The sequence below is a fragment of the Arthrobacter sp. E1SS-5 genome (assembly GCF_057073715.1).
In genome coordinates this window covers 360,987-382,989 of record NZ_CP172703.1, presented here as the reverse complement: position 1 = coordinate 382,989, position 22,003 = coordinate 360,987, and the positions used below count along the sequence as shown (strand labels likewise).

Below are 22,003 nucleotides of genomic sequence, written 5' to 3'. Positions count from 1 at the left end.
GCAGGCTTCCCGATCAGGCGGGCTTGCGTGTCCTGGTCTTGGCGGCCGGCTTGGCTGCGGTCTTTGTTCCGCTGGATTTGGTGTCCGCTGCCTTTGCTGCAGTCGATTTGGACGCGCTGGACCTGGACGCTGTCGACTTCGCCGCGGACGATTTGGAAGCGGTGGACTTTGCCGACGTGGATTTCGTGGACGACTTGGGGGCCGGCTTTGCATCGTCCGTGCCGGTCTTCGCGGCCGTCTTCGAGGCCGCCCCGGTGCCGGACGCTTTGGTGCCGGAGGCCTTGCGGGCGGGCTTGGCTGGCTCGGCTTCCCCATCCCCGGTGTCCGCTTCGCCGCCGGAACTTCCGCCGGCGGAGGCGGCCTCCCCGCCGCCGCGCTTCCTGTCCAGACTCCGTTTCAAGGCCTCCATCAGGTCGATCACCTCGCCCTTGCCGCCCTCGCCGGCCTCGACGCCGAAGGTCTCCTCCGTGTCCAGCGATTCGCCCTGTTCGAGCTTGGCATCGATGAGCTGGCGGAGCTGCACCTGGTACTCATCGGTAAAGGAGTCGGGTTCGAAGTCGGCAGCCATGGACTCCACCAGCGCCGCGGACATGTCCCGCTCCTGCGCAGAAATCCTGATGTCCGCTTCCAGGGACGGGAAGTTGGCCTCCCGCACCTCATCTGGCCACAGGAGGGATTGGAGCACCAGCACGTCGTCCTTGATCCGCAGCGCCCCCAGCCGGGTCTTTTCCCGCAGTGCGAACTGGACGATGGCCACCCGGTCCGTGTCCTCCAGCGCCCGGCGCAGCAGCACGTAGGCCTTGGGCGACTTGGAGTCGGGCTCCAGGTAGTAGCTTTTCTCGAACATCATGGGTTCAAGCTGCTCGGACGGGACGAACTGCACCACTTCGATCTCGTGGCTGTTTTCCGCCGGGATGGATTTGAGCTCATCCTTGGACAGCACCACGGTACGGCCGTCCTCGTCGAACGCCTTCTCGATGTCCGAGTAGTCCACCACCTCGCCGCACACCTCGCACCGGCGCTGGTAGCGGATCCTGCCACCGTCGGCATTGTGAACCTGGTGCAGACTGATGTCATGATCCTCAGTGGCGCTGTAGACCTTCACGGGCACGTTGACCAGGCCGAACGCGATGGCACCTTTCCAGATGGCTCTCATTCCTACAGTCAACATCAGAGCGGGCCGGAGGTGAAGCCCTGTGGCCGGTAGCAGGGAGCGTGTCCGGGTGGCGGGGCGGGAACTGACCCTCACCAACCTGGACAAAATCATCTATCCGGAGACCGGCACCACCAAGGCGGACGTGCTGGCCTACTACGCCGCGGTGGCCCACGTCCTGGTTCCTGCGGCAGCCAACCGCCCGGCCACCCGCAAGCGGTGGGTTAACGGAGTGGGCACGGCGGACAAGCCCGGGGAAGTGTTTTTCCAAAAGGAGCTGGAGGATTCGGCCCCGGGATGGCTGCCGCGCGCGGCGATCACGCACAAGGACCGCACCATCCACTACCCCTTGGTCAACGATGCCGCAACCCTGACCTGGTTCGGCCAGATCAACTCGCTGGAGATCCACGTGCCGCAGTGGCGGGTGGACTCGCACGGCAACCAGCTGAATCCGGACCGGCTGGTGCTGGATCTGGACCCGGGCGAGGGAGCCGGCCTGCAGGAGTGCCGCGAAGTGGCCCTCCTAGCCCGCGACATCCTGCAGGACGTGGGCCTGGACCCGGTGCCGGTGACCAGCGGCAGCAAGGGCATCCACCTCTACGCCGCCCTCGACGGGACCCAGACCTCCGAACAGATTTCCGCGTTCGCCCGGGAGCTGGCGCGCGCACTCGAGGCCGACCACCCGGACCTCGCCGTCAGCGACATGAAGAAGTCGCTGCGCAAAGGCAAGGTGCTGGTGGACTGGAGCCAGAACAATGCGGCGAAAACCACCATCGTCCCCTACTCGTTGCGTGGCCGGCCCACCCCCCTGGTGGCTGCACCGCGGACGTGGCGGGAGATCGACTCGCCCAACCTGAAGCACCTCGACTACCAGGAGGTGCTGCGGAGGGTGCGGGACGGGAAGGACCCGTTTGCCGCCGTCGTCAGCGCCGCAGGTGGCGGGGCACCAAGCGCGGCGGACGACCACGAGGAAGCGAACGACGCCGATCCCCGCCTGGGCAAGTACCGCGCCATGCGCGATCCCAGGGCCACGCCCGAGCCGTTCGCGGGCCTCCCCGCGGGCGGCAACAGCTTTGTCATCCAGGAGCACCACGCCAGCCGGCTGCACTGGGACCTCCGGCTGGAACATGAGGGTGTCCTGGCATCCTGGGCACTGCCCAAGGGCGTTCCGGAGTCCGGCGGCAAGAACCACCTGGCTGTCCAGACCGAGGACCACCCCATGGACTACCTCACCTTCCACGGGACCATCCCCAAGGGCGAGTATGGCGCGGGCGTCATGACCATTTGGGACACCGGCACCTACGAACTGCACAAGTGGATCAACGGGAGGGAGGTCATCGTCACGCTGACCGGCGCCGAGGACGGCGGGCTGGGCGGCACCAAGAAGATTGCGCTGATCCACACCGGAAGGGGCCGGGGGAAAGATGCCGAGGGGCAGTGGCTCATCCACCTGATGGACCAGGAGCAGACAGGCGGACGACGGCGGCACGCGGCACCGGCTGAGGAGCCGGCCGAGGAGCCGGACGATCCCGAAAAGGACGACGACGCTGGGCCGCCCGGGCGGGAGGCCGCGCCTCAAGTGCCAGCAGAGCCTGCCACCGGCACCGTTGCGGACCCGCTGGAATACCAGCCCATGATGGCCACGTCCGGCACCACGGTTGACCTGCAGGGCAGCTCGTGGCAATACGAGCTCAAGTGGGACGGCGTCCGGGCCATCCTGGTGGCCGACAGGGAAAGGGTGCGCATCTTCTCGCGCAACGGCAACGACGTCAGCCGCACCTATCCCGAGTTCACGGACCGGGGCTGCTGGCCGGAGCAGCCCTTCGTGGCGGACGGTGAGATCATCGCCGTCGGGCCCGGCGGACGGCCTGACTTTGGCCTCCTGCAGGGCCGGATGAAGCTCACCCGGGGCGCCGACGCCGCAAAAGCCCGCACCACCATCCCGGTCCAGCTGATGCTGTTCGACCTCCTGTTCGACGACGGGAAGGACCTCCGGCGCCTGCCGCTCAGCAAACGGCGGCAACGGCTCGAGGAGTTTTTCGAGCCGTCCGACTGCCCTGTGGACCTGTCCATGGTGCTGGCGGAGTCCGTTGAACTCCTCATGGCCAGCGCGCAGGAGCTTGGGCTTGAAGGCATCATGGCCAAGCGGACCGACAGCCGCTACGTCAGCGGCCAGCGGACCCGGACATGGATCAAACTCAAGACGGAACAGACGCAGGAAGTGGTGGTGGGCGGCTGGCGTCCGGGCAAGGGCGGCCGCCAGGAGACCGTTGGATCACTGCTGGTGGGGATTCCCGACGGCGACAAGCTGCAGTACGTGGGCCGCGTCGGCTCCGGCTTCAGCGCCCGTGAACTCACGGAGCTGCGGCAAACGGTGGAGCGGCTGGGCCGGAAGAGCTCGCCGTTCCACGAGGTCCCCCGCCCCGATTCTGCCGACGCGCACTGGGTGGCACCGGAGCTGGTGGGCGAAGTGACCTACAGCGAATGGACCGGACCGGGCAGGCTCCGGCACCCACGGTGGCGGGGCTGGCGCGTGGACAAGGACCCGGCGGATGTGGTCCGGGAAAGCTGACGGGCCTTCGATGGCTTAGTCACCCCACGATGCGCAAAGTACCTGGCGCCCACCGAATTTTGGGGGCACCAGGTACTTTGCGTAACGGCTTCGGTTTTCGGTGTCGCCTACGAGGAGTGCGGCATCTGCGGCCTTCCCGTGCGGTGGACCGCCGTCACGGCTGCTTCATGTCCCATCCGGCCATGGCCTGCAGCGTTGTCCTTCGGATGGCGCCGCTTGCCGTAGCCGTCAGGCCACCCGCTTTGCTGTGCCAGCGGGACGCCGCCGATTGCTGCCGGACCGGGCGCCACCGGCGCATCCATGGCCGCTGCGAGGTGGTCTGCCACCTCCGGCTTGAGATGGAACTGGTTGGATTCTTCACCCATTTTTGGTTCTTCCCTTCTTCCCTCGTTCTTCCTTGAAACGAAACGCCTAACGGACGTGCCCGGGCACGCGCGGACTACTGCCCGGAAAGAAGTGTTTTCATCGCTCTACCATAGGCACCCCCGGGGCGCCTGTGAACCCCCTCCAGGAACCGTGGTTGCTGTCACTTTTGCGGCCGGTTTCCCGGAAGTTGGCGGGTCCAAACGGAGCAATTTGGAAAATTTTTGGTAACGGTGCTGTTCATCAGCCTGCTTCCCAGTGATAACGCGGGAAAAGCCGGGGCAAAAAACCTCTGGAACAGGCCCGGAACGGCCCCAAAAGAGCGCACTCTACGCCATCAAACCGAACGTGCGCCAGCAGAATCCCGTAAAATTGAAGGCCTGCCCAGAGCGGGGCAGCTACAAGTCGCAAGCAAATGACCTCCACAGGAGTTGCCCAAATGCCCACAGACCGAAGCAGGACCGACTCTTCAGCAGGCGCCACAAACGCCCGCGGAACCGACCCGGCAGCCTCCACGGCTGCCAAGAAGCCCAGGCTGCTGCCACGCCGCCGCCTCAAGGAATCTGACGTCAACGTGGTTGACCAGCCGATGCTCAAAAAAGCGCTCGGCGGAACCATCGTGGGCAACACGATGGAATGGTACGACGTAGGTGTCTTCGGCTACCTCATCACCACCATGGGGCCCGTATTCCTGCCGGAATCCGATCCCACAACGCAAAACCTGTTCCTGTTGGGAACGTTCGCTGCGACCTTCATCGCCCGTCCTCTCGGTGGCGTCATCTTCGGCTGGCTCGGCGACAAGGTGGGCCGCCAGAAGATCCTGGCCACCACGCTGATGATCATGGCGGCCAGCACGTTCGCCGTCGGCCTCCTGCCCGGGTACGCCCAGATTGGACTGTGGGCGGCAGCGCTGCTGGTGCTCCTCAAGGTGATCCAGGGTTTCTCCACCGGCGGTGAATACGCCGGCGCCACCACGTTCGTCAGCGAATATGCCGCTGACAAGCGCCGCGGCTTCTTTGCCAGCTTCCTGGACCTCGGCAGCTACATGGGCTTCGCCATCGGCGCCGCTTTGGTTTCGGTCCTGCAGCTGACCCTGGGCCAGGCCACCATGGAGGACTGGGGATGGCGCATCCCGTTCCTGATCGCCGGGCCGCTGGGCCTGATCGCCGTGTACTTCCGGAGCAAGATCGAGGAATCGCCGCAGTTCCAGGCCACCCTCGATGCCCAGGAGGAGAACGCCAAGAACGCATCCGACGGTGAGACCGCCCAGGCCAAGGGACCCGTGGGGATTATCAAGGCCTACTGGCGGCCCATTATCGTCGCCATGGTTGTGGTGGCTGCTGCGAACACGGCCGGTTATGCCCTGACGTCCTACATGCCCACGTACCTGACCGACGCAAAGGGTTACGACGAGCTCCACGGCACGTTGCTGACCATTCCCGTACTGGTGGTCATGAGCCTCTGCATCCCGCTGACGGGCAAGCTGTCCGACCGTATTGGCCGCCGCCCGGTACTCTGGATCGGCGCCGTGAGCACCATCGTCCTGGCCGTGCCGGCGTTCCTGTTGATCGGCATCGGCGCCGTCTGGTCCACCCTGGCCGGACTGGCCCTGGTTGCCTTCCCGGTCACCTTCTACGTGGCCAACCTTGCCTCGGCCCTGCCGGCCCAGTTCCCCACCTCCAGCCGCTACGGCGCGATGGGCATCGCATACAACTTCGCGGTGGCGATCTTCGGTGGAACCACCCCGTTCATCGTGGAGCTGCTGATCAAGTCGACCGGCAACGACATGATGCCGGCGTACTACTTGATGGCGACCTCCTTCGTTGGCGCAGTAGCGATCTACTTCCTGAAGGAATCCGCTAACCGCCCCCTCCCGGGATCAATGCCCAGCGTTGACACCGAGGCGGAGGCCAAGGAACTGGTGGCCACCCAGGACGAGAACCCGCTGATCAACCTGGACGAGCTGCCGTTTGATACCCACGATGGCACCGACCCCCAGGCGCACCGCGGGGTTCCGGCCGGGGCATAGCTCCGCTCCTGGCGCTCTTGTAGCCCACGCTCGCAGGCCCGTCCCGCGTGCTTCCTTGGGGGAAGCACGCGGGGCGGGCCTTTGCGCGCCCGACGCATGTCCGATTGTGACCTCCGGGAATGTGACTCCTCCTGAGGGCCAGTGATACGTTCCGAAAGGCCTCCGGGCTAAGGCAGCACACCAAAACAGAACAGGTTCGGTACATGAAGCAGGTAGTGGAGCAGGTGCGGGCGCTCCACCGGCTGGAACCTGCCAGCGGGGACCACCTTGCCGCACTCCGCGTGGCGATCAGCGTTGCAATCCCCTCGCTGCTGCTGTTGACTGCGGGCCGAACCGACCTCATGATCTACGCAGTGTTCGGAGCTCTCACCGGCATGTACGGCAGGTCCGAACCCCACCAGCTGCGGCTCCGCCACCAGGGACAGGGTGCCCTGGTGCTGCTCAGCGGCGTGGCCGTGGGAGTAACGCTGTCCATCAACCACATCCACTCGTGGTGGCTGGTGGCCGTGGAAGCCACCTTGGCAGGAGTTGGCTCGGTCTACGCTGACCGGGTACGCCTCAAGCCGAACGGTCCCTTCTTCGGCATTCTTGCCCTCGGCGCCTGCGCTTCCGTTCCCACCGTGGTCCCCTGGTACGCCGCCATGGCCATCGCCTGCGCATCGTCGATGTTCTCGATCCTGATCGGCTTCAGCGGCTGGGTGCGGAGCCGGGCATGGGAACCGGGCGCAACCCGGAGCATGCCGCCCCGTTCATCGGCACGGCACCGCGAACTCTCGGTCCACGCTGCACGGTATGTTCTGGCAGTGGGGGCCGCGGGGACGGCGGGCGTCATCAGCGGCACCGGCCATCCGCACTGGGCCATGGCAGCAGCGGCAGTACCGCTCGCCGGCGCAGACCTGCCCAGCAGCGTCCGGCGCGGCGTCCACCGCATCGTGGGGACGTTCGTGGGGCTGGCAGTCACCGCCGTCGTCCTCCTGCCGGAACCTTGGGCACTGACCGGCCTCTACCCCGCACTCCGGGAGCCGGCGCACCGGGCCGCTGTGCTGGCCCTGCTGGTAATCCTCTTCCAGTTCGCCACCGAATTGTTCATGACCAGACACTATGGCTTGGCGATGGTCTGGTTCACCCCTGTCATCCTGCTGATGACCCAACTGGCCTCGCCCACCGAGCCGAGGGTCCTGATCCTTGAGCGCGCTGTGGAGACGCTGGTGGGCGCACTGCTGGGGATTCTGGTGGTGGTAACTGTGCGCCGGCCGGGTTCCCGTACCCGGATCCCCCTACTTCGGCTTCCGGGCCGGTCCGGCCATTAGGCGCGCCGGAGCAACCTTGGCCACCGCGGCCACCACCTTGTAGCGCTTGGACGGGATGGAGACTGCCTTGCCGCGCTCGTTGTCCGCCAGGCCTTCCCTGACCACCCGCTCGGCGCGCAGCCACGTCCAGGACGGGGCCACCGACTTGTCCATCCCCATCCGGTCGTGGAACTCCGTGTGGGTGAAGCCGGGGCACACAGCCGTGACCTTGATGCCACGCTTGCGGTAGGCGAGGTTGGCCCACCGGCTGAAACTCACCAGCCAGGCCTTCGCCGCCGAGTAGGTGCCGCGGGGCAGGAACGCGGCCACGCTGGCCACGTTGATGATCCTGCCCTCCCCGCGTTCCAGCATCCCTTTCAGCGCTGCGTGGGTGAGCAGCATGGACGTTTCCGCGTGCAGCTTCAGGTGCTTTTTCTCCTCCGCTGCGTGGTTGTCCTCAAAGTTGTTCAGCAGGCCAATCCCTGCGTTGTTCACCAGGATCCCCACCGGCCGCGTCGCGTCCTCGAGGCGTTCGACGACGGCCGCGACGTCGTCGTCCTGGGTCAGGTCAGCGGGAAGCACCTCAGCCGTGATGCCGTACTGCCGGCGGAAGTCTTCCGCTGTTTCTGCCAGCCTGGACGCGTTGCGCGCCACCAGGACCAGGTGGTGCCCCTGGGCCGCAAGCTGCTTGGCGAATTCATGGCCCAGCCCTGCGCTGGCTCCGGTGACGAGTGCTGTGGTTCGGGTGCTGGATGACGTCATGCTGCAAGCCTAGCCAGCAAGTGTATTTTGTGGGGCGCTAGGCTGGTACCTCCGGCGGCCTGCCAGGCTGCTGCCGTGGAGGGGGAAACATGGATCAGCAACAAACCGGAGTGGCAGGCTTTCGCGAGGTGGACCAGGACGGGAACCCGGTCCCGCCTGAACCCGAAGGTATGGAATACGCCAGGTCATGGCACGCACCCAACCCGTTCATCGTGGTGTTGTGGCTGCTGGCTGCAGGCCTGATTGCCGGCGGAGCGGGGGCGCTGTTTAGCGGACCCATGGTCACAGGGCCGTCATCGGGCGGGATCCCGCTCGCGTACATCGTTTACACCTTTGCCCCGCAGGTGGTTGTTGCCGGTTTTGCCACCGTGGTTTTCCTGTTTTTCTGGCATGCCTGGCAGTGGCAACGCCGCCGCGGCTGACCCCAATTTCCCACTTTTAACTTGTGCAACATTTAGTAAGCATGCTTTGCTTGTGGGGATAGATGAACCTCCGCAAGCAGTTCGCGGCGGGGTTGCCAATGTTGGCGGCTCCGTGAAAGAAGCCCAGGGAAGAACATAATGACCACCGCAATGGAAGACCAGTTGGCAGCGTTTGGGGAGCGCACTGAGGCAGCTGGAAATGTCTTGACCGCTACCGTACCCGTGGACGCAGGGCTGCTATTAACCCTCAACTCACGCATGCATTGCCGCACGCCTATGCAGCGCGTCGACCACGACGAACTTCCGGTCCGGCAGCCCGTGTACGTTGACGGAAACTCCGTCGTTGCCCTTCGGCCGGGATCCGTCCCGGAGAGTGTGGTCACCTACCGCTGCGCCTGCGGCTTTACGATCGATGACCCGGGAACCGCCATGACGGTCAGTGACCAGGCCCTCGCCAGCTAACCGGTCCCTGTTTGACTCCTAAGGCCCCCGCCAGCTCATCAGCCGGCGGGGGCCTTCGCGTCCCACAGGTACCCGCGCCAACGGCTCAGCGGTCCGGCCAGTCGACGAACTGTTCGTAGCCTTCGTGCTTGCGGAGGTAGCCGGAAATGAACGGGCAGTGCGGGATGATGCGCTTGCCGGTTGCCACTACGTCGTCCAGGGCGAAGTGCGCCAGGACCTTTCCCAGGCCCTGGCCTTCAAAATCCTGTCCTGTCTCGGTGTGCGTGAAGTCGATGTGCCCGGGAAGGTCGCGGAAAAAGGCCTGCACCGCAAGCCGGCCATCCACCAGGAGTTCGTACCGGTGCTGCGCGTCGTTGCGCCGCAGCGAGACGTTGGCGGTGAACTTGTCCTCAGCGGACGCGGTGTTCTCGGTCATGGTTCGACACTGGCACTACTTCACCCCGCTGGCAATGCCCCTTCTCCCCCTCTTCCTCTTCCGCCGGTCACCCAACGGAACGCCACCCAGCAGGAGAGTGGCCACGAAAAAAAAGACGGCGCCGGCTGCGAGCAGTCCCAGTGACAGTCCGTTAAGGGCGGCGTCCGCAACGGGGATGAAGACCACCACGACGCCGGCCCCCGCCAAGGCGGGCCGGCAACGGAAGGCGTGCATCGCCGTCGTCCGTTCCTCCAAGCGGCCAAAGGCCGCCGCCACCGGCAGGAGCAGCAGGACCAGTACAAGGACCACCAGGGGCCGCGACCACCACCATGCGGCCGTGCCGGAACCGGGTTTGGGGATCGGGGCCAGGAGCAGCAGCCCGGACATAGCCACAAGGAGCGGCAGGTGCCACAGGTACACCGTCAGGGACCTCCCCCCGGCCAGCTTCAGCATCCGGCTGATCCAGCCCACTTCCGCCAGCGGTGCCAGGAGCGGCCGCGCCAGTTCCATCACGGCCAACTGCGCGACGCCCAGGATCACCAGGGTCAGGTTGGGTGGGTTGAGGTTGACCAGCATGTTTCCCCGGTACAGCCCCAGCCCGGTCACGAGTCCCAGCAGCAGGTGTGCCGCCACGGCGACGCCCAGCAGCCCCGAGCGGGAAAGGCGGGAAAAGTAGCCGTCGGCGGCCAGGAACCCCAGTTGCTGAACCGCGCACCACACGAAGACCAGGTTCGCGTTGGCAAGGTCAGGCAGCGCGCCGCGGAGGCAGTCCACGGCAACCACCAACCCGGCGAGCAAGCCGAGGGTGAGCCAGGGGGCACGGGCGTGCAGCACCGCCAAAGCCGGAATGTTCAACTGCGCCGCGAGGTACGCGGCCAGGAACCATAGGGGCATGGCTGCGCCGGTGGCCATGAGCTGGACCACCTCCTGGTCGACTCCCAGCGCGCCGGCCACGGAAAGGCCAGCCACCATGGAGGCAAGCAGGGCGGTTGCGGGGCGGACCAGGCGCAGGAGCCGGGCGCGGATGAACTGTGCCGCCGTGCCGCCGCCCGCCTTGAGCCGGCGCCAGGACTGCAGCCCGGTGATGCCGCCGGTGACGAAAAACAAGGGCATGACCATGAAGATCCAGATGACCGGCTCGAACCAGTGCTGATCACCCAGGGTATTTTCCGTGGTCACGGTACCGTCCGGGTGCAGGACGGGGCTGACCATCATGGAGTGCCCCACCACCACCAGCGCCAAGCAGATGAAGCGGACAAGGTCGATGGCCGGATCACGGTTCGCCGTGTCCGGCACAGAATCTGGCCCGTGCCTGCCGGTGTTGCGCACGGGGCCCTACAAGCGCTCGAGGCTGCCCACGGCACTATTGTGCCCCCGTTGCCTGTGCTGGTTAAGGACCTTGGGCCCCTTCCGCCGCTACTGCAACACGGCCAGCAGGCCCAGAACGACGGCGAGCACGGGCGTGGTGCCCTGCGTGACGGCGGCGCGGAGGTACTTGCGTCCGGTCAGGGCCAGGACAGCCGCAGCGAGCAGCATGGACCCGCAGCAGCTGAAAATAAGGGTCCAGCCCGCCACGGCCTGCGCTGTCCCCTGGCCGCCAAACGCCAGGAGCCCGACGCCGACAAAAGTCCCTACGGCCAGGAACAGGTTGTAGAAGCCCTGGTTGTACGCCATCGGTTTCGTGGTCTCCGCATCCGACTGGGAGGCGATCCCGAAGCGCTTCCAGGTGGCCGGCCGCGTCCAAGTGAGCGACTCCATGGTGAAGATGAACACGTGGAGAGCGGCGGCAAGGAAGGCAAAAAACAAGGAGGCCAGGATCATTGCTTGATCCTAGCCTCCCTCCGCAAACTTCGGCCCGCCTGGCCGGCGGGCGATCAGGGCAAAAAGGAGGCCAGGACCGGCTGCTTGATCCTGGCCTCCCGCTTGTGGAAGATCAGCTACCGGGCCAGCGTGGCCAGGGTGGTGGCGGCAAAGCCCTTCGCGGACTGGTTCCACGTGGCCAGCAGGCCCTGAAGGTTCTCGCCGTCCACACGGTGAGCCGGAAGCTGGTCCTGGAGGGTGGCCAGCACGCCGGTCCGGAGCTCGGTGTTGAAGTTGACCTTGCCAACGTTCATTGCCGCAGCCTTGACCAGTTCCTCCGCCGGAATGCCGGAGGCGCCGTGCAGCACCAGCGGAATGTGGATCCGCGCGGCGATGTCCTGCAGCACGTCCCAGCGCAGCTTTGGCTCACCCTTGTACTTGCCGTGGACGTTGCCCACGGCCACGGCCAGCAGCTCCGCCCCGGTGCGGGACACGAAGTCCTCCACCTGCGCGGAGTCGGTCAGGCCTGCCACGTCGACACCCGCCTGGTCAGCGGAGAAGGCACGGTCCTCATCTCCCGCCAGGCCGCCCAGTTCGGCTTCGAGGACCACCTCCGAGCCCAGCAGGGCACGGGCTGCCTGGACCAGCGCAATGTTGTCCTCGTACGGGAGGGACGAACCGTCGGCGAGGACGGAATCCGCCCCTGCCGCGACGGCGTCGGCCATCACTTTGAGGTCGGAGGCGTGGTCAAGCTGTACCGCGACGGGCACGGCAGCGGCATCGGCCAAGCCACGCAGCGCCGTGATGAGGCGGAGGCCGTTGGCGGTGGCGGCGGTCTTGGGTGCCACCAGCAGGATCACGCCCCTGCCGGATTCTTCCGCGGCACCCACCACAGCCAGCGCGGTGGTGAAGTCGTAGCAGGTGAAGGCCGGCACTGCGGAACCCTGCTGCAGGGCGGAGGTGACCAGGTGGTCCAGTCGGGTATGCATCAGGCGCCCAGCCCTCCCACCAGGATCCAGGCGACGAAGGTCAGCAGGAAGCCGGCTACGCCCAGGATGGTGGTCAGGACGGTCCAGGTCTTCAGGCCGTCGGACACCGTCAGGCCGTAGTAGCGGACCACCACCCAGAAGCCGGCGTCCGTCACGTGGGACAGGCCCAGGGCGCCGAAACCGATGGCGATCACGATTACGGCGATCTGTGCCGGGCTGTACCCGCCGGCGCTGACCGCCGCGGACAGCAGGCCGGTGGTGGTCACGATGGCCACAGTGGCCGAACCCTGGGCGGCGCGCAGTGCCAGGGAGATGATGAAGCCGAGCAGCAGCAGCGGCACGCCCAGGGTGTCCAGCGTTTTGGAGAGAGCGCCGCCAATGCCGGAGACCTGCAGCACGTTGCCGAACACGCCGCCGGCGGCCACCACCATCAGGATCGAGGCGATGGGCGGCAGGGAGCCCTCGAAGATTTCGCCGGTTTCCTTGAAGGACCAGCCACGGCGGACCGCCAGCAGGAAGAAGGACAGCGCCACGGCCACCAGCAGGGCAAGGAACGGGTTGCCGATGAACGACGCGAGGCCGTACAAGGGGTCCGACTTGGAGATGACGAGCGTGCCCACGGTACCGAGCAGGATCTGCACAATCGGCGCGGCGATCAGGAAGATGATCAGGCCCGGCCGCGGCGGGGCGATGGTGGCGGCGCCGGGGCCGTCGTGGCCCACCTTGACCAGCGAATCGGATCCGAATTCCTCCACCTGGGTCTTTACAGCCGGCAGGAGCTCGTAGTCCTTGCGGTTCATGATGGACGCCACCCAGTAGGACAGGAAGCCCAGGGGAACGCAGATCAGCAGCGAGATCAGGGCGATGAGTCCGATGTCGGCGCCCAGCACGCCCGCGCCGGCCACGATGCCCGGGTGCGGCGGGACTGCCACGTGGATGGAGAGCATGATGCCGGCCATGGGGAGGCCGAACTTCACCGGGTGGACCTTGGCAATCTTGGCGAAGGCGTACACGATGGGCACCAGCACGATGATGCCCACCTCGAAGAAGACGGGGATGGCCACCAGGAAGCCAACGGCGGTCAGGGCGACGGCCACGCGGCGGGCACCGAGCTTGCGGGTGAAGTGGTCGGCCAGGGACTGGACGCCGCCGGACACCTCGATCATGCGGCCCAGCACGGCGCCCAGTGCGATCAGGATGGCAACCTTGCCCATGGTGCTGCCCACACCGCTGGAGACCACGGTGAAGATGTCCTGCAGCGGGATGGTGGCGGCCACGGCCACCAGGATGCTGACGGTGAGCAGGGCCACGAAGGCCTGGATCTTGAAGCGGATGATCATCACCAGCAGGATGGCGATGCCTGCCGCTGCGATGGTGAGCAGCAGCGGGGTGCCCAGCTCGACGGCAGGCTTGATGGCCGGAGCATCGGCCGCCCGCTGTATCAGCGGGTTGATCAGGTGGTTCACGGGGAGGTGTCTCCTATAACGTGCCGGCCTGAGGGCAGGCGGCAGCAGGGAATGGTGGGGTGGGGAATATAGGTTGCGGGACTGCGCCGGCAACGCTGGGAGGTACGACGACGGCGGAGGGGGGACCGCCGTCGTCGTACCTTTTTGCCGCAAGGGCAGGAGGGTGGCTTGTTTGGTGCGCTGGCTTACTTGGTGCGCTTGGCGGGGGCGACCACCTTGATGACCGCGGAATCATCGGCGGCCGCGAGGCCCTGGGCCTGGCCCAGCAGGTAGAGCTGTTCCGCCGCGGCGGCGACGGGGGCTGCCAGGCCGGCGGCGCGTGCGGCCTTGCCTACGATGCCCATGTCCTTCACGAAGATGTCCAGGCGGGAAAGGACCTCGGCGCCTTCCTCGTTGTAGGCCTCCAGGATGCGGGGGCCGCGGTTGGAGAGCATGAAGGAACCTGCGGCACCCGCTTCCAGCGCGGCGAGGGTCTTGGCCTGGTCCAGTCCCAGCGCGTCGGCCAGTGCCAGGGCCTCTGCAGCGGCGGCGATGTGGACGCCGCAGAGCAGCTGGTTGACGGTCTTCAGAGCCTGGCCGTCACCGGGGTTGTCGCCCACCACAGTGAGGGTGGAGGCCAGCAGTTCCAGGGCCGGAGCAGCTTTTTCGCGGGCTTCGGGGGAAGCGCCGACGACGATCAGCAGGTCGCCTTCGCCGGCGCGCTTGGGGCCGCCGGACAGCGGGGCGTCCACCAGGTCCACGCCGTATTCGGCCAGCTTGGCCACGGTGGCGGGGATGGCGTCAGTGCCCACCGTGCTGCCGAGGATGACGACGGCGCCCGGCTCCAGCACGGAGGCCACGCCGTTTTCGCCGAAGAGGACGTCGTTGAGCTGCTCACCGTTGCGGACGGCCAGGAGGACTGCGTTGGCGCCCTTGGCGGCGTCGCGGGCCGTGGTGAAGGTGGTGATGCCGGCTTCTTCAGCGAGCTTGAGGCGCGCCTCGGCGATGTCGAAGCCGTGGACGGTGAGCTGGGAAGCCAGTCGGGTGGCCATGGGCAGGCCCATGGCGCCGAGGCCCAGGACGGTGACGGTGTAGTTGCTGCTGGTCATGGTGTTTCTCCGTTGAATTCTTAGGATGTCAGAACTTAGCGCTGAGTTTGCGGGTGACCTGGGCCAGGGAGTCATCGTCGCCCACGTTGCCGGCAAAGACGATGTACGGGATGCCCGTGGCGGGGCCGTCCACGGGCTCCCACAGGCTGACGATGCCCGGAAGCATGGGGCCGCGGACAATCGCGTGGCGGATTTCCAGGCCGTGGGCGGCGACGTCCGAGGACGTGATGCCGCCCTTGGCAATGACGAACCGGGGCGGGAAGGTCTTCAGGGTCCGGTTGACCACGTCCACGACGGCGGCCGAAACGGTCCGCGCGATCCGCAGGCTTTCGGCCGGGTCATCGGTCTTGATGAGCAGCCGGCTGGTGTGGACGATCACATCGCCGGCGTGGAGGGCCTCGACGACGGCGTCCACGGTCTGGTCCAAGTGGGCGGTGGCTTCGTTTTCTTCGCCGAGGAGCTTTTCGACGTCGATCTCAATGATCCGCGCGGAGCTGTGTTCCGCGGTGAGCACGTTGAGCTGGCGCGTCGTGAGGCCAACGTGCGAGCCCACCACGATAAGGCCGCCGGCCTCCGATGGGGTGTTGCCCGCGTACGCTTCTTCGGCGGTCAGGGCGGCGCGGACTTCCTGGCCGATGCGGCCGCGGACGAACGGCGGGCCCACGCGGTACAGGAGCTTCTTGCCGCGGCGTTCGGCTTCTTCCAGGCCCAGGGCCAGGGCACGGAAGTCGTTCTCGGTGACAATGTCCGCAACGATCGGAGTGGAGTCGGTGGCTGGTTCAATGGCGTCCGCGATGGCCTTGGCGGAAATGGCGGGGTCCTGCGCGGAAGCACCGGCGCGGATGATGTTCAGGTCCAGGACGATCACGGAGTCTGCCGGGAACCGGCCCTGCGATTTCTCGGCGATGTAATCGGCCATGACGGAGGTGCTGAAGCCGAAGGTGGCGTCCTTGGCGAACTCGGTTTCGGACACCGGGACCAGGGTTCCCGTGGCGTCACCGGTGCCGCGCATGTAGTGGACTCCGCCAATGGTGAGCCGACCGGCATCCGGGAATGCCGGAACCAGCACAACGCCGTCGGTCTTCTCGCCGCTGACCTCTGCCACCGTGGCCGCGATAACGTCCGGCTCCAGGGGGAAGTGGCCGCGGAGGGTGGAGTCGCTGCGGCTGACGAAGCCCACCCGGATGTCTGCCCCCGTGGCTGCGGCCAGAGCGTTGCGGACTACTTCCTCGTTGCGGGCTGCCGCCTCGGCCGGGTCGAGGCTGCGGGTGTTGGTCAGGACGTACACGGCGGGCTTGCCCTGGCCAAAGGCCCAATCGAAGTCCTGGACCTCCCAGCGGGTGAGCACAGGCAGGTCTGCCACGGACTGCGTGCCGGTGGGATCGTCGTCGAGCACTACCAGGACGCGGGGAACCTCCGAATTGGAAGCGGCAAGCGTGCCGGCTACCAGTCCTGCGGGGATCTCGAGGTCTGCCGGATAAGCGGCCAGAACGTCTGCTTCATGCGTCACAGTGCACTCCGTTGTGTAGCGATCCGCGTAGGCGGATCCAGATGTAAAGGTAACTGTAAGATGTCTGACATCTTGCATTTGAATTTTAGTGTGGCACACGGCATACCGACGCGCAAGTACACTTGTCTGACATATCCGCCGCGGGAAGCCGGACGCAGGAATCGGGGGCAGCATGGCAAGGAAATCGCTGGTTGGCGTGGTGGCCGACGAGCTGCTGGACCGCATCATCGAAGGCGAGTTCCCGCCCGGCTCCACCGTCCCGGGCGAGCACGAACTCAGCGCCCGCCACGAGGTCAGCCGCATGACGGTCCGCGAAGCGATGAAGACCCTGCAGGCCCAGCGCATCCTGAGCGTGGAGCGCGGCCGCGGAACATTCGTGAACCCGCTGAGCAGTTGGGCCTCGCTGGAAGCCGTCCTTCGCGCCGCATCCGAGGGCAAGAACGACGCCGATGCCTCCATCCAGCTCATCGAACTCCGCCGGATGCTCGAAACCGGAGCCTGCGAGCTTGCCGCCGGACGGATCGCGGAAGAAGACATCGCCTCCCTCTTCAACTACATTTCGGCGATGAAGGCCGCCCACACCATTAATGACGTCGGCGCGTTCGTGGAAGCAGACCTTGCCTTCCACGACGTCATCCTGCGAGCCTCCGGCAACGTGTTTGTGTCTGTACTGTTTGAGCCGCTGCACCGGGTCCTGGAGAAGCGCAGGACCGAGACCTCCGCCGTTCCTGAAATCCAGGAGCACGCCATCGGCCATCACCAGAACATTGCCGAAGCCCTGCAGTCCCGGGACGCAGTCCGGTCCCGCCAGGCCATGGACGCGCACATGCAGCAGACCCTCGACGACTTGAAGCATCTGGTACTGGAAACCAAGTAGCCCCCGGTCATGCGAAAGCGGCTCCCCTAATTGCCGTTGGCCCTGTTCAACGCTCCGGCAGTCCTACTAGGCTTCAGGGACGGCCCGCAACCGGGAGCATCGACGATCACGAGGAGCGAAGTTGTCCAACCACACGTACAGCATTTCTGAAATTGTCGGCACCTCCACCGAAGGCGTGGACGACGCCGTCCGCAACGGTATTGCCAAGGCGTCCCAGACCCTGCGGAACCTCGACTGGTTCGAGGTCAAGGAAGTCCGCGGTCACCTGGAGGACGGCAAGGTCGCGGACTGGCAGGTCACCATCAAGATCGGCTTCCGCCTGGAAGAGCACTGATCTAAAGCAACCGGCGCGCAGCCGACACTTCTGGAGGTGTTGGCTGCGCGCCGTTTTTGCTTTTGCAGCTGTCCTAGTTTGCGGTGCCGGGGCTGCGCCGCCGCCATACCGTTGGGACGCCGTCGAACGCGGGGAAAACGTGGCCCTCGAAGAAAGACAGGACCGTATGGGGATCAAGGTCCGGGCTCCATAGACCGGAGGCAGGGCAGTGCGAACCGGTGGCAGTGGAGGCGGCGCCGGCGGATGCCTGGCGCTCCTTCAGCAGGGCGATGCGTTTCATCGTTGAGACCATCCTGGGGTGACATAAAGCGGGCAAAGAAGCAGTACTCCCCACCCTAGGAAAGGGTGCGCACCGGACCAATGGGCGGCCGGCCAGAATCCCCTGCTTCTGCTGGACGAATGTACAGTGGCTCACACCCAGCAAGGCAAGTCAGCCCAGTTCGCCGCTTTCCGCCACGACGGCAGCGTCCCGTTCCACGGCAAGGTCCGGCCCCGCACCAAGGCTTCCCAGCAGGGCCAGGGCGTCCGACGACGGCGATCCGGGCCGCGCGGAATACACCCGGAGCGTCTGGTCGGGGTCCTCCGGCAGGACAAGGTTTTCAAAGTTCAGTTCCAGGTCCCCCACCGCAGGATGGTGCAGCCTGACGGTGCCGGCTGCGCGGGTTGCCACCCGGTGCCCGGCCCACCACTGGCGGAAGTGTTCACTGTGGACGGCCAATTCACCCACCAGGTGGTTCGCCTGTGGATCGTTCGGATGCCGGCCCACATCCAGGCGGAGCGATCCGGCGGCTTCGGCCGCCACCGTCTTCCAGTCCCTGAAGAGTTCCCGGGCGGCTGGGTCAAGAATGGTCCAGCGGGTGAGGTTCCGCTCCGCGGGCGGCAGCGCCGAAAAATCGGTGAACAGCAGGAACGCCATCCTGTTGCCGGCAAGGACGTCGTTGCGCCGGCCTAACACCAGGGCGGGCACGTCCCCCACCGCGTCGAGCAGCTGGCGCAGCGCCGGCCGGACGCCTTGGGCCGCACCGGCACCGGGGTCCCGGGGAGCGCTGGCGCAGTTCTCGAGCAGATCCAGCATGTGCGCGTGCTCGCTGCTGTCCAGCCGCAGAGCCCGGGCCACCGCGTCCAGGACGGTGCGGGACGGGTGGATGTTGCGTCCCTGCTCCAGCCGCACGTAGTAGTCGGTGCTGACGCCGGCCAGCCGCGCCACTTCCTCCCGGCGCAGGCCGGGAACCCTGCGGGCGCCCGTGCTGGGCCCCGTCCCGGCGACTTCCGGGGTCAACCGGGACCGCATGGCTTTGAGGAATTTTCCGAACTCGGCACTTTGACCCATGCAGACCATTCTGCCTGCGTTGGGTGCCACGCTCTACAACGAAGGTAGGACTGGCAGTCCTAGGAAAAACAGGAACAGCTTTCCCTGCTGACTTGATAGCGGAAAGTGCATAGGCTCAGGAGTGAGCCGGTGGAAACCGCTTTCTCATTTGTCGAGCAGCCGGCACCGTTTTTCCAGCACCTCATCTTTCAGCCACACCTCCCAGAGAAGGAGCACACCCATGTCAGAGCTGACACTCAACAATGGCGTCACCATTCCGCAGCTTGGCTTCGGCGTTTTCCAGGTCCCGCCGGAAGACACCCAGCGGACCGTGGAGGATGCCTTGGAAGCGGGCTACCGCCACATTGACACCGCTGCGGCTTACCGCAACGAGGCCGGAGTGGGGGCCGCGCTGGCCGCCACCGGAATCGCCCGCGAGGAGATCTTCGTGACCACCAAGCTCCGCAACGGCGAGCAGGGCCGGGCCCAGGAAGCATTCCAGAACAGCCGTAAAGCGCTGGGCCTGGACTTCGTCGACCTCTACCTCATCCACTGGCCTGTCCCGTCGCAGGGGCTCTTTGTCCAGGCCTGGAAGGAGATGGAACGGCTGTACGAAAACAAGGAAATCCGCGCCATTGGTGTCTCCAACTTCCTCTCGGAGCACCTGGACACCCTGCTGGAGTCCGCTGAAACCGTGCCGGCCGTCAACCAGATCGAACTCCACCCCAGCTACCAGCAGGCGGACCTTGCCGCCAAGTGCCGCGGCCGGGGCATTGCCGTCGAGGCCTACAGCCCGCTGGGACAGGGTGGGGACCTCAATGGAAACGCCGTCACGGAAATCGCTGCTGCCCACAACGCCAGCACCGCGCAGGTGGTGCTCGCCTGGCACCTTGCCAACGGAAACATCGTCATTCCCAAGTCAGCCAACCCGGACCGCATCCGCGAGAACTTTGCGGCGTCGTCCCTGACGCTGTCCCAGGACGAACTGGCCGCCATCACGGCGCTGGAATCCGGTGCCCGCATTGGTTCCGATCCCGCAGTCGCCTCCTTTAGCCAGATGTAGGGTCCCGCGGGCTCAACATTCCCTGCAGGCTCCCCCCACCGAAAGGATTTTCCATGCAGTACACCCATCTGGGCCGCTCCGGCCTGAAAGTTTCCCGCCTCTGCCTCGGCACCATGAATTTTGGACCGCAGACGGAGGAAGCGGACGCCCACAGCATCATGGACTCCGCCCATGAGGCCGGGATCAACTTCTTCGACACCGCCAACGTGTACGGCGGTGCGGACCACCGCGGCTGGACCGAGGAAATCATCGGGCGCTGGTTCGCCAAGGGCGGCGAGCGCCGTGAGCACACCGTCCTGGCCACCAAGCTCTATGGCACCATGACGGACCGGCCGAACGAGTCCAAGCTGTCCGCGCTGAACATCCGCAGGGCCCTGGATGCAAGCCTCAAGCGCCTGCAGACCGACTACATCGATGTGTACCAGTTCCACCACATCGACCGCGACACCCCGTGGGACGAAATCTGGCAGGCCATCGAGGTTGCCGTGCAGCAGGGGAAGATCCTGTACTCGGGCAGCAGCAACTTTGCCGGCTGGCACATTGCCCAGGCCCAGGAAGCGGCGCGCCGCCGGAACTACACCGGGCTGGTCAGCGAGCAGTCTATCTACAACCTGTTCCGCCGCGAGCTCGAGCTTGAGGTCATCCCGGCGGCGCAACAGTACGGCCTGGGCCTGATCCCCTGGTCACCGCTGCAGGGCGGCCTGCTGGGCGGCGTGCTGAAGAAGGAACGCGAGGGCGTGCGGCGGACCGAAGGACGGGCCGCCGAAACGCTGAAGAAGCACCAGGACCAGATCCGTCAGTACGAGGACTTCGCGGACGAACTGGGCCACGAACCCGGCGACGTCGCCCTGGCCTGGCTCCTGCACCGGCCCGCCGTCACTGCTCCGATTGTGGGCCCCCGCACCCAGGAACAGCTGGATGCCGCGATCCGCGCCCTGGACGTCTCGCTCGACGAAGACGCCCTCAAGCGCCTGGACGACATCTTCCCCGGGCACCGCACGGCACCGGAAGACTACGCGTGGTAACCCCACTTGCGGCCGATACTGTGGCGCCGAGGAGCATCCTCTTCATCGGCGGCACCGGGGTCATCAGCGCGGCGGCAGCAGAACGCGCCGTCGCGCTGGGCCACCGGCTCACCATCCTGAACCGTGGCCAGTCCACCCGGCCCATCCCGGAGGGCACGGAGGTGCTGCACGCCGACGTCCGCGATGCGGCAGCCGTGCGGGAGGTGCTGGGCAGCAGGGAGTTCGACGCCGTCGCGGACTTCATCTCCTACACCCCGGACCAGGCGCAGACCAGTATGGAATTGTTCCGGGAGCGGACCGGGCAGTACGTCTTCATCAGCTCCGCCTCCGCGTACCAGAAGCCGCCCACGCGGCTGCCCATCCGCGAGTCAACGCCGTTGAAGAACCCCTTCTGGCAGTACTCCCGGGACAAGATCGCGTGCGAGGAGCTGCTCTTCCGGGCCTACCGGGAGGATGACTTTCCGCTGACTGTGATCCGGCCGTCGCACACCTACGACCGCACCAAGATCGCCATGGTGGGTGCATGGACGGACATCCACCGCATGCGCAACGGCCTTCCGGTCATGGTGCACGGTGACGGTACCTCGCTGTGGACACTGACGCACAGCAAGGATTTCGCCAAGGCGTTCGTCGGGCTGCTCGGCCGGCCGCAGGCGGTGGGCGAGAGCTACACCATCACCTCGGATGAGTACCTGCCCTGGAACCAGATCTACCAGCTGTTCGCCCGGGCAGCAGGGGTCCGGGAACCGGAACTGGTGCATGTGGCGTCCGAAACCATCGCCGCCCATGATGATGAACTGGGTTCCAACCTCCTGGGCGACCGCTCCCACTCGGTGGTCTTTGACAACGCCAAGATCAAATCGCTGGTCCCGGACTTCACGGCCACCATCCCTTTCGCGGACGGCGCCCGGGAGATCGTTCAGTGGTACGACAGCCACCCGGAACTGCAGCAGGTGAACGAGGCCTACATGCAGCTCTCCGACAAGCTGACCGGCTGGGCACGCCAGGGAGCCTGAGCCCACGTCCACCGTCAACTGCCCTGCCTCCGTCCGGAGGCAGGGCAGTTGCGCAGGGG

22 protein-coding genes are annotated in these 22,003 nt (G+C 66.1%); 10 read left to right on the top strand and 12 right to left on the bottom strand.

Translation table 11 applies throughout. From position 1 onward, the window contains the following. Positions 1-13: 13 nt before the first annotated feature. Complete coding sequence (gene ku, locus ACIGJD_RS01890) at positions 14-1,156, bottom strand: non-homologous end joining protein Ku (protein ID WP_483688053.1); 1,143 nt, start codon at positions 1,154-1,156, stop codon at positions 14-16. A 40-nt stretch (positions 1,157-1,196) separates the two neighbouring features. Here ku and ACIGJD_RS01885 point away from each other — a divergent pair, with 40 nt between their 5' ends. Then, the gene (locus ACIGJD_RS01885) at positions 1,197-3,725 is read left to right on the top strand and encodes an ATP-dependent DNA ligase (protein WP_483688052.1); all 2,529 of its coding nucleotides are present in this window, start codon (positions 1,197-1,199) and stop codon (positions 3,723-3,725) included. A 107-nt stretch (positions 3,726-3,832) separates the two neighbouring features. Here the strand turns inward: ACIGJD_RS01885 and ACIGJD_RS01880 are convergent, their stop codons facing one another. Beyond that, entirely contained in the window at positions 3,833-4,090 is a 258-nt protein-coding gene (locus tag ACIGJD_RS01880) for a hypothetical protein (RefSeq protein ID WP_483688051.1), read from the bottom strand. 437 nt (positions 4,091-4,527) lie between these two features. Here ACIGJD_RS01880 and ACIGJD_RS01875 point away from each other — a divergent pair, with 437 nt between their 5' ends. Both ACIGJD_RS01875 and ACIGJD_RS01870 read left to right on the top strand, forming a co-directional pair. Continuing rightward, the gene (locus ACIGJD_RS01875) at positions 4,528-6,117 is read left to right on the top strand and encodes an MFS transporter (protein ID WP_483688050.1); all 1,590 of its coding nucleotides are present in this window, start codon (positions 4,528-4,530) and stop codon (positions 6,115-6,117) included. A 203-nt stretch (positions 6,118-6,320) separates the two neighbouring features. Next, on the top strand, positions 6,321-7,427 hold the full coding sequence (locus ACIGJD_RS01870; protein WP_483688049.1) for an FUSC family protein: 1,107 nt from the start codon (positions 6,321-6,323) through the stop codon (positions 7,425-7,427). Here the strand turns inward: ACIGJD_RS01870 and ACIGJD_RS01865 are convergent. Further along, positions 7,395-8,168, bottom strand: a complete 774-nt coding sequence (locus tag ACIGJD_RS01865) for an SDR family NAD(P)-dependent oxidoreductase (protein WP_483688048.1) — start codon at positions 8,166-8,168, stop codon at positions 7,395-7,397. The two genes, ACIGJD_RS01870 and ACIGJD_RS01865, sit on opposite strands and share 33 nt — an antisense overlap. Positions 8,169-8,257: 89 nt before the next feature. Here ACIGJD_RS01865 and ACIGJD_RS01860 point away from each other — a divergent pair, with 89 nt between their 5' ends. Together ACIGJD_RS01860 and ACIGJD_RS01855 are read left to right on the top strand one after the other, a co-directional pair. Continuing rightward, positions 8,258-8,590: a hypothetical protein gene (locus tag ACIGJD_RS01860; RefSeq protein WP_483688047.1), complete on the top strand. Its 333-nt coding sequence runs from the start codon at positions 8,258-8,260 to the stop codon at positions 8,588-8,590. Positions 8,591-8,866: 276 nt separating this feature from the next. After that, positions 8,867-9,052 carry a hypothetical protein gene (locus ACIGJD_RS01855; RefSeq protein WP_483688046.1) on the top strand — a complete coding sequence of 62 codons (186 nt, stop codon included), beginning with the start codon at positions 8,867-8,869 and terminating at the stop codon, positions 9,050-9,052. 85 nt (positions 9,053-9,137) lie between these two features. On the opposite strand, the gene ACIGJD_RS01850 is transcribed toward ACIGJD_RS01855, so the two are convergent. From ACIGJD_RS01850 to ACIGJD_RS01820, 7 genes are all read right to left on the bottom strand, one after another. Beyond that, positions 9,138-9,467 (bottom strand): GNAT family N-acetyltransferase, encoded by a 330-nt coding sequence (locus ACIGJD_RS01850; protein ID WP_483688045.1) that lies wholly within the window; start codon positions 9,465-9,467, stop codon positions 9,138-9,140. A gap of 15 nt (positions 9,468-9,482) precedes the next feature. Continuing rightward, positions 9,483-10,763, bottom strand: a complete 1,281-nt coding sequence (locus ACIGJD_RS01845; protein ID WP_483688044.1) for an acyltransferase family protein — start codon at positions 10,761-10,763, stop codon at positions 9,483-9,485. 120 nt (positions 10,764-10,883) lie between these two features. Continuing rightward, positions 10,884-11,288 (bottom strand): DUF1304 domain-containing protein, encoded by a 405-nt coding sequence (locus ACIGJD_RS01840; protein WP_483688043.1) that lies wholly within the window; start codon positions 11,286-11,288, stop codon positions 10,884-10,886. A gap of 116 nt (positions 11,289-11,404) precedes the next feature. Beyond that, positions 11,405-12,256 carry a class II fructose-bisphosphate aldolase gene (locus ACIGJD_RS01835; RefSeq protein ID WP_483688042.1) on the bottom strand — a complete coding sequence of 284 codons (852 nt, stop codon included), beginning with the start codon at positions 12,254-12,256 and terminating at the stop codon, positions 11,405-11,407. Beyond that, complete coding sequence (locus ACIGJD_RS01830) at positions 12,256-13,722, bottom strand: GntP family transporter (protein ID WP_483688041.1); 1,467 nt, start codon at positions 13,720-13,722, stop codon at positions 12,256-12,258. The genes ACIGJD_RS01835 and ACIGJD_RS01830 overlap by 1 nt, the downstream gene beginning before the upstream one ends. A gap of 185 nt (positions 13,723-13,907) precedes the next feature. Then, positions 13,908-14,810 carry an NAD(P)-dependent oxidoreductase gene (locus tag ACIGJD_RS01825; RefSeq protein WP_483688040.1) on the bottom strand — a complete coding sequence of 301 codons (903 nt, stop codon included), beginning with the start codon at positions 14,808-14,810 and terminating at the stop codon, positions 13,908-13,910. A gap of 28 nt (positions 14,811-14,838) precedes the next feature. Further along, entirely contained in the window at positions 14,839-16,320 is a 1,482-nt protein-coding gene (locus ACIGJD_RS01820; RefSeq protein ID WP_483688039.1) for a four-carbon acid sugar kinase family protein, read from the bottom strand. Positions 16,321-16,492: 172 nt separating this feature from the next. Here ACIGJD_RS01820 and ACIGJD_RS01815 point away from each other — a divergent pair, with 172 nt between their 5' ends. Both ACIGJD_RS01815 and ACIGJD_RS01810 read left to right on the top strand, forming a co-directional pair. Next, the gene (locus tag ACIGJD_RS01815) at positions 16,493-17,197 is read left to right on the top strand and encodes a FadR/GntR family transcriptional regulator (protein ID WP_483688038.1); all 705 of its coding nucleotides are present in this window, start codon (positions 16,493-16,495) and stop codon (positions 17,195-17,197) included. A 121-nt stretch (positions 17,198-17,318) separates the two neighbouring features. After that, on the top strand, positions 17,319-17,531 hold the full coding sequence (locus ACIGJD_RS01810; protein WP_142131425.1) for a dodecin: 213 nt from the start codon (positions 17,319-17,321) through the stop codon (positions 17,529-17,531). A gap of 73 nt (positions 17,532-17,604) precedes the next feature. Here ACIGJD_RS01810 and ACIGJD_RS01805 read toward each other — a convergent pair whose 3' ends face one another. Both ACIGJD_RS01805 and ACIGJD_RS01800 read right to left on the bottom strand, forming a co-directional pair. Further along, a complete protein-coding gene (locus tag ACIGJD_RS01805; protein ID WP_056331347.1) occupies positions 17,605-17,811 on the bottom strand; it encodes a hypothetical protein in 207 nt (68 codons plus the stop codon). A gap of 150 nt (positions 17,812-17,961) precedes the next feature. Continuing rightward, entirely contained in the window at positions 17,962-18,861 is a 900-nt protein-coding gene (locus ACIGJD_RS01800) for a helix-turn-helix domain-containing protein (protein WP_483688037.1), read from the bottom strand. A 220-nt stretch (positions 18,862-19,081) separates the two neighbouring features. Between ACIGJD_RS01800 and ACIGJD_RS01795 the strand changes: the two genes are divergently transcribed. From ACIGJD_RS01795 to ACIGJD_RS01785, 3 genes are read left to right on the top strand one after another with little or no spacing between them, the layout of a single operon-like run. Then, the gene (locus ACIGJD_RS01795) at positions 19,082-19,903 is read left to right on the top strand and encodes an aldo/keto reductase (protein ID WP_483688036.1); all 822 of its coding nucleotides are present in this window, start codon (positions 19,082-19,084) and stop codon (positions 19,901-19,903) included. 53 nt (positions 19,904-19,956) lie between these two features. Then, positions 19,957-20,928, top strand: a complete 972-nt coding sequence (locus ACIGJD_RS01790) for an aldo/keto reductase (RefSeq protein ID WP_483688035.1) — start codon at positions 19,957-19,959, stop codon at positions 20,926-20,928. After that, a complete protein-coding gene (locus ACIGJD_RS01785; RefSeq protein ID WP_483688034.1) occupies positions 20,922-21,944 on the top strand; it encodes an SDR family oxidoreductase in 1,023 nt (340 codons plus the stop codon). The genes ACIGJD_RS01790 and ACIGJD_RS01785 overlap by 7 nt, the downstream gene beginning before the upstream one ends. Positions 21,945-22,003 lie beyond the last annotated feature (59 nt).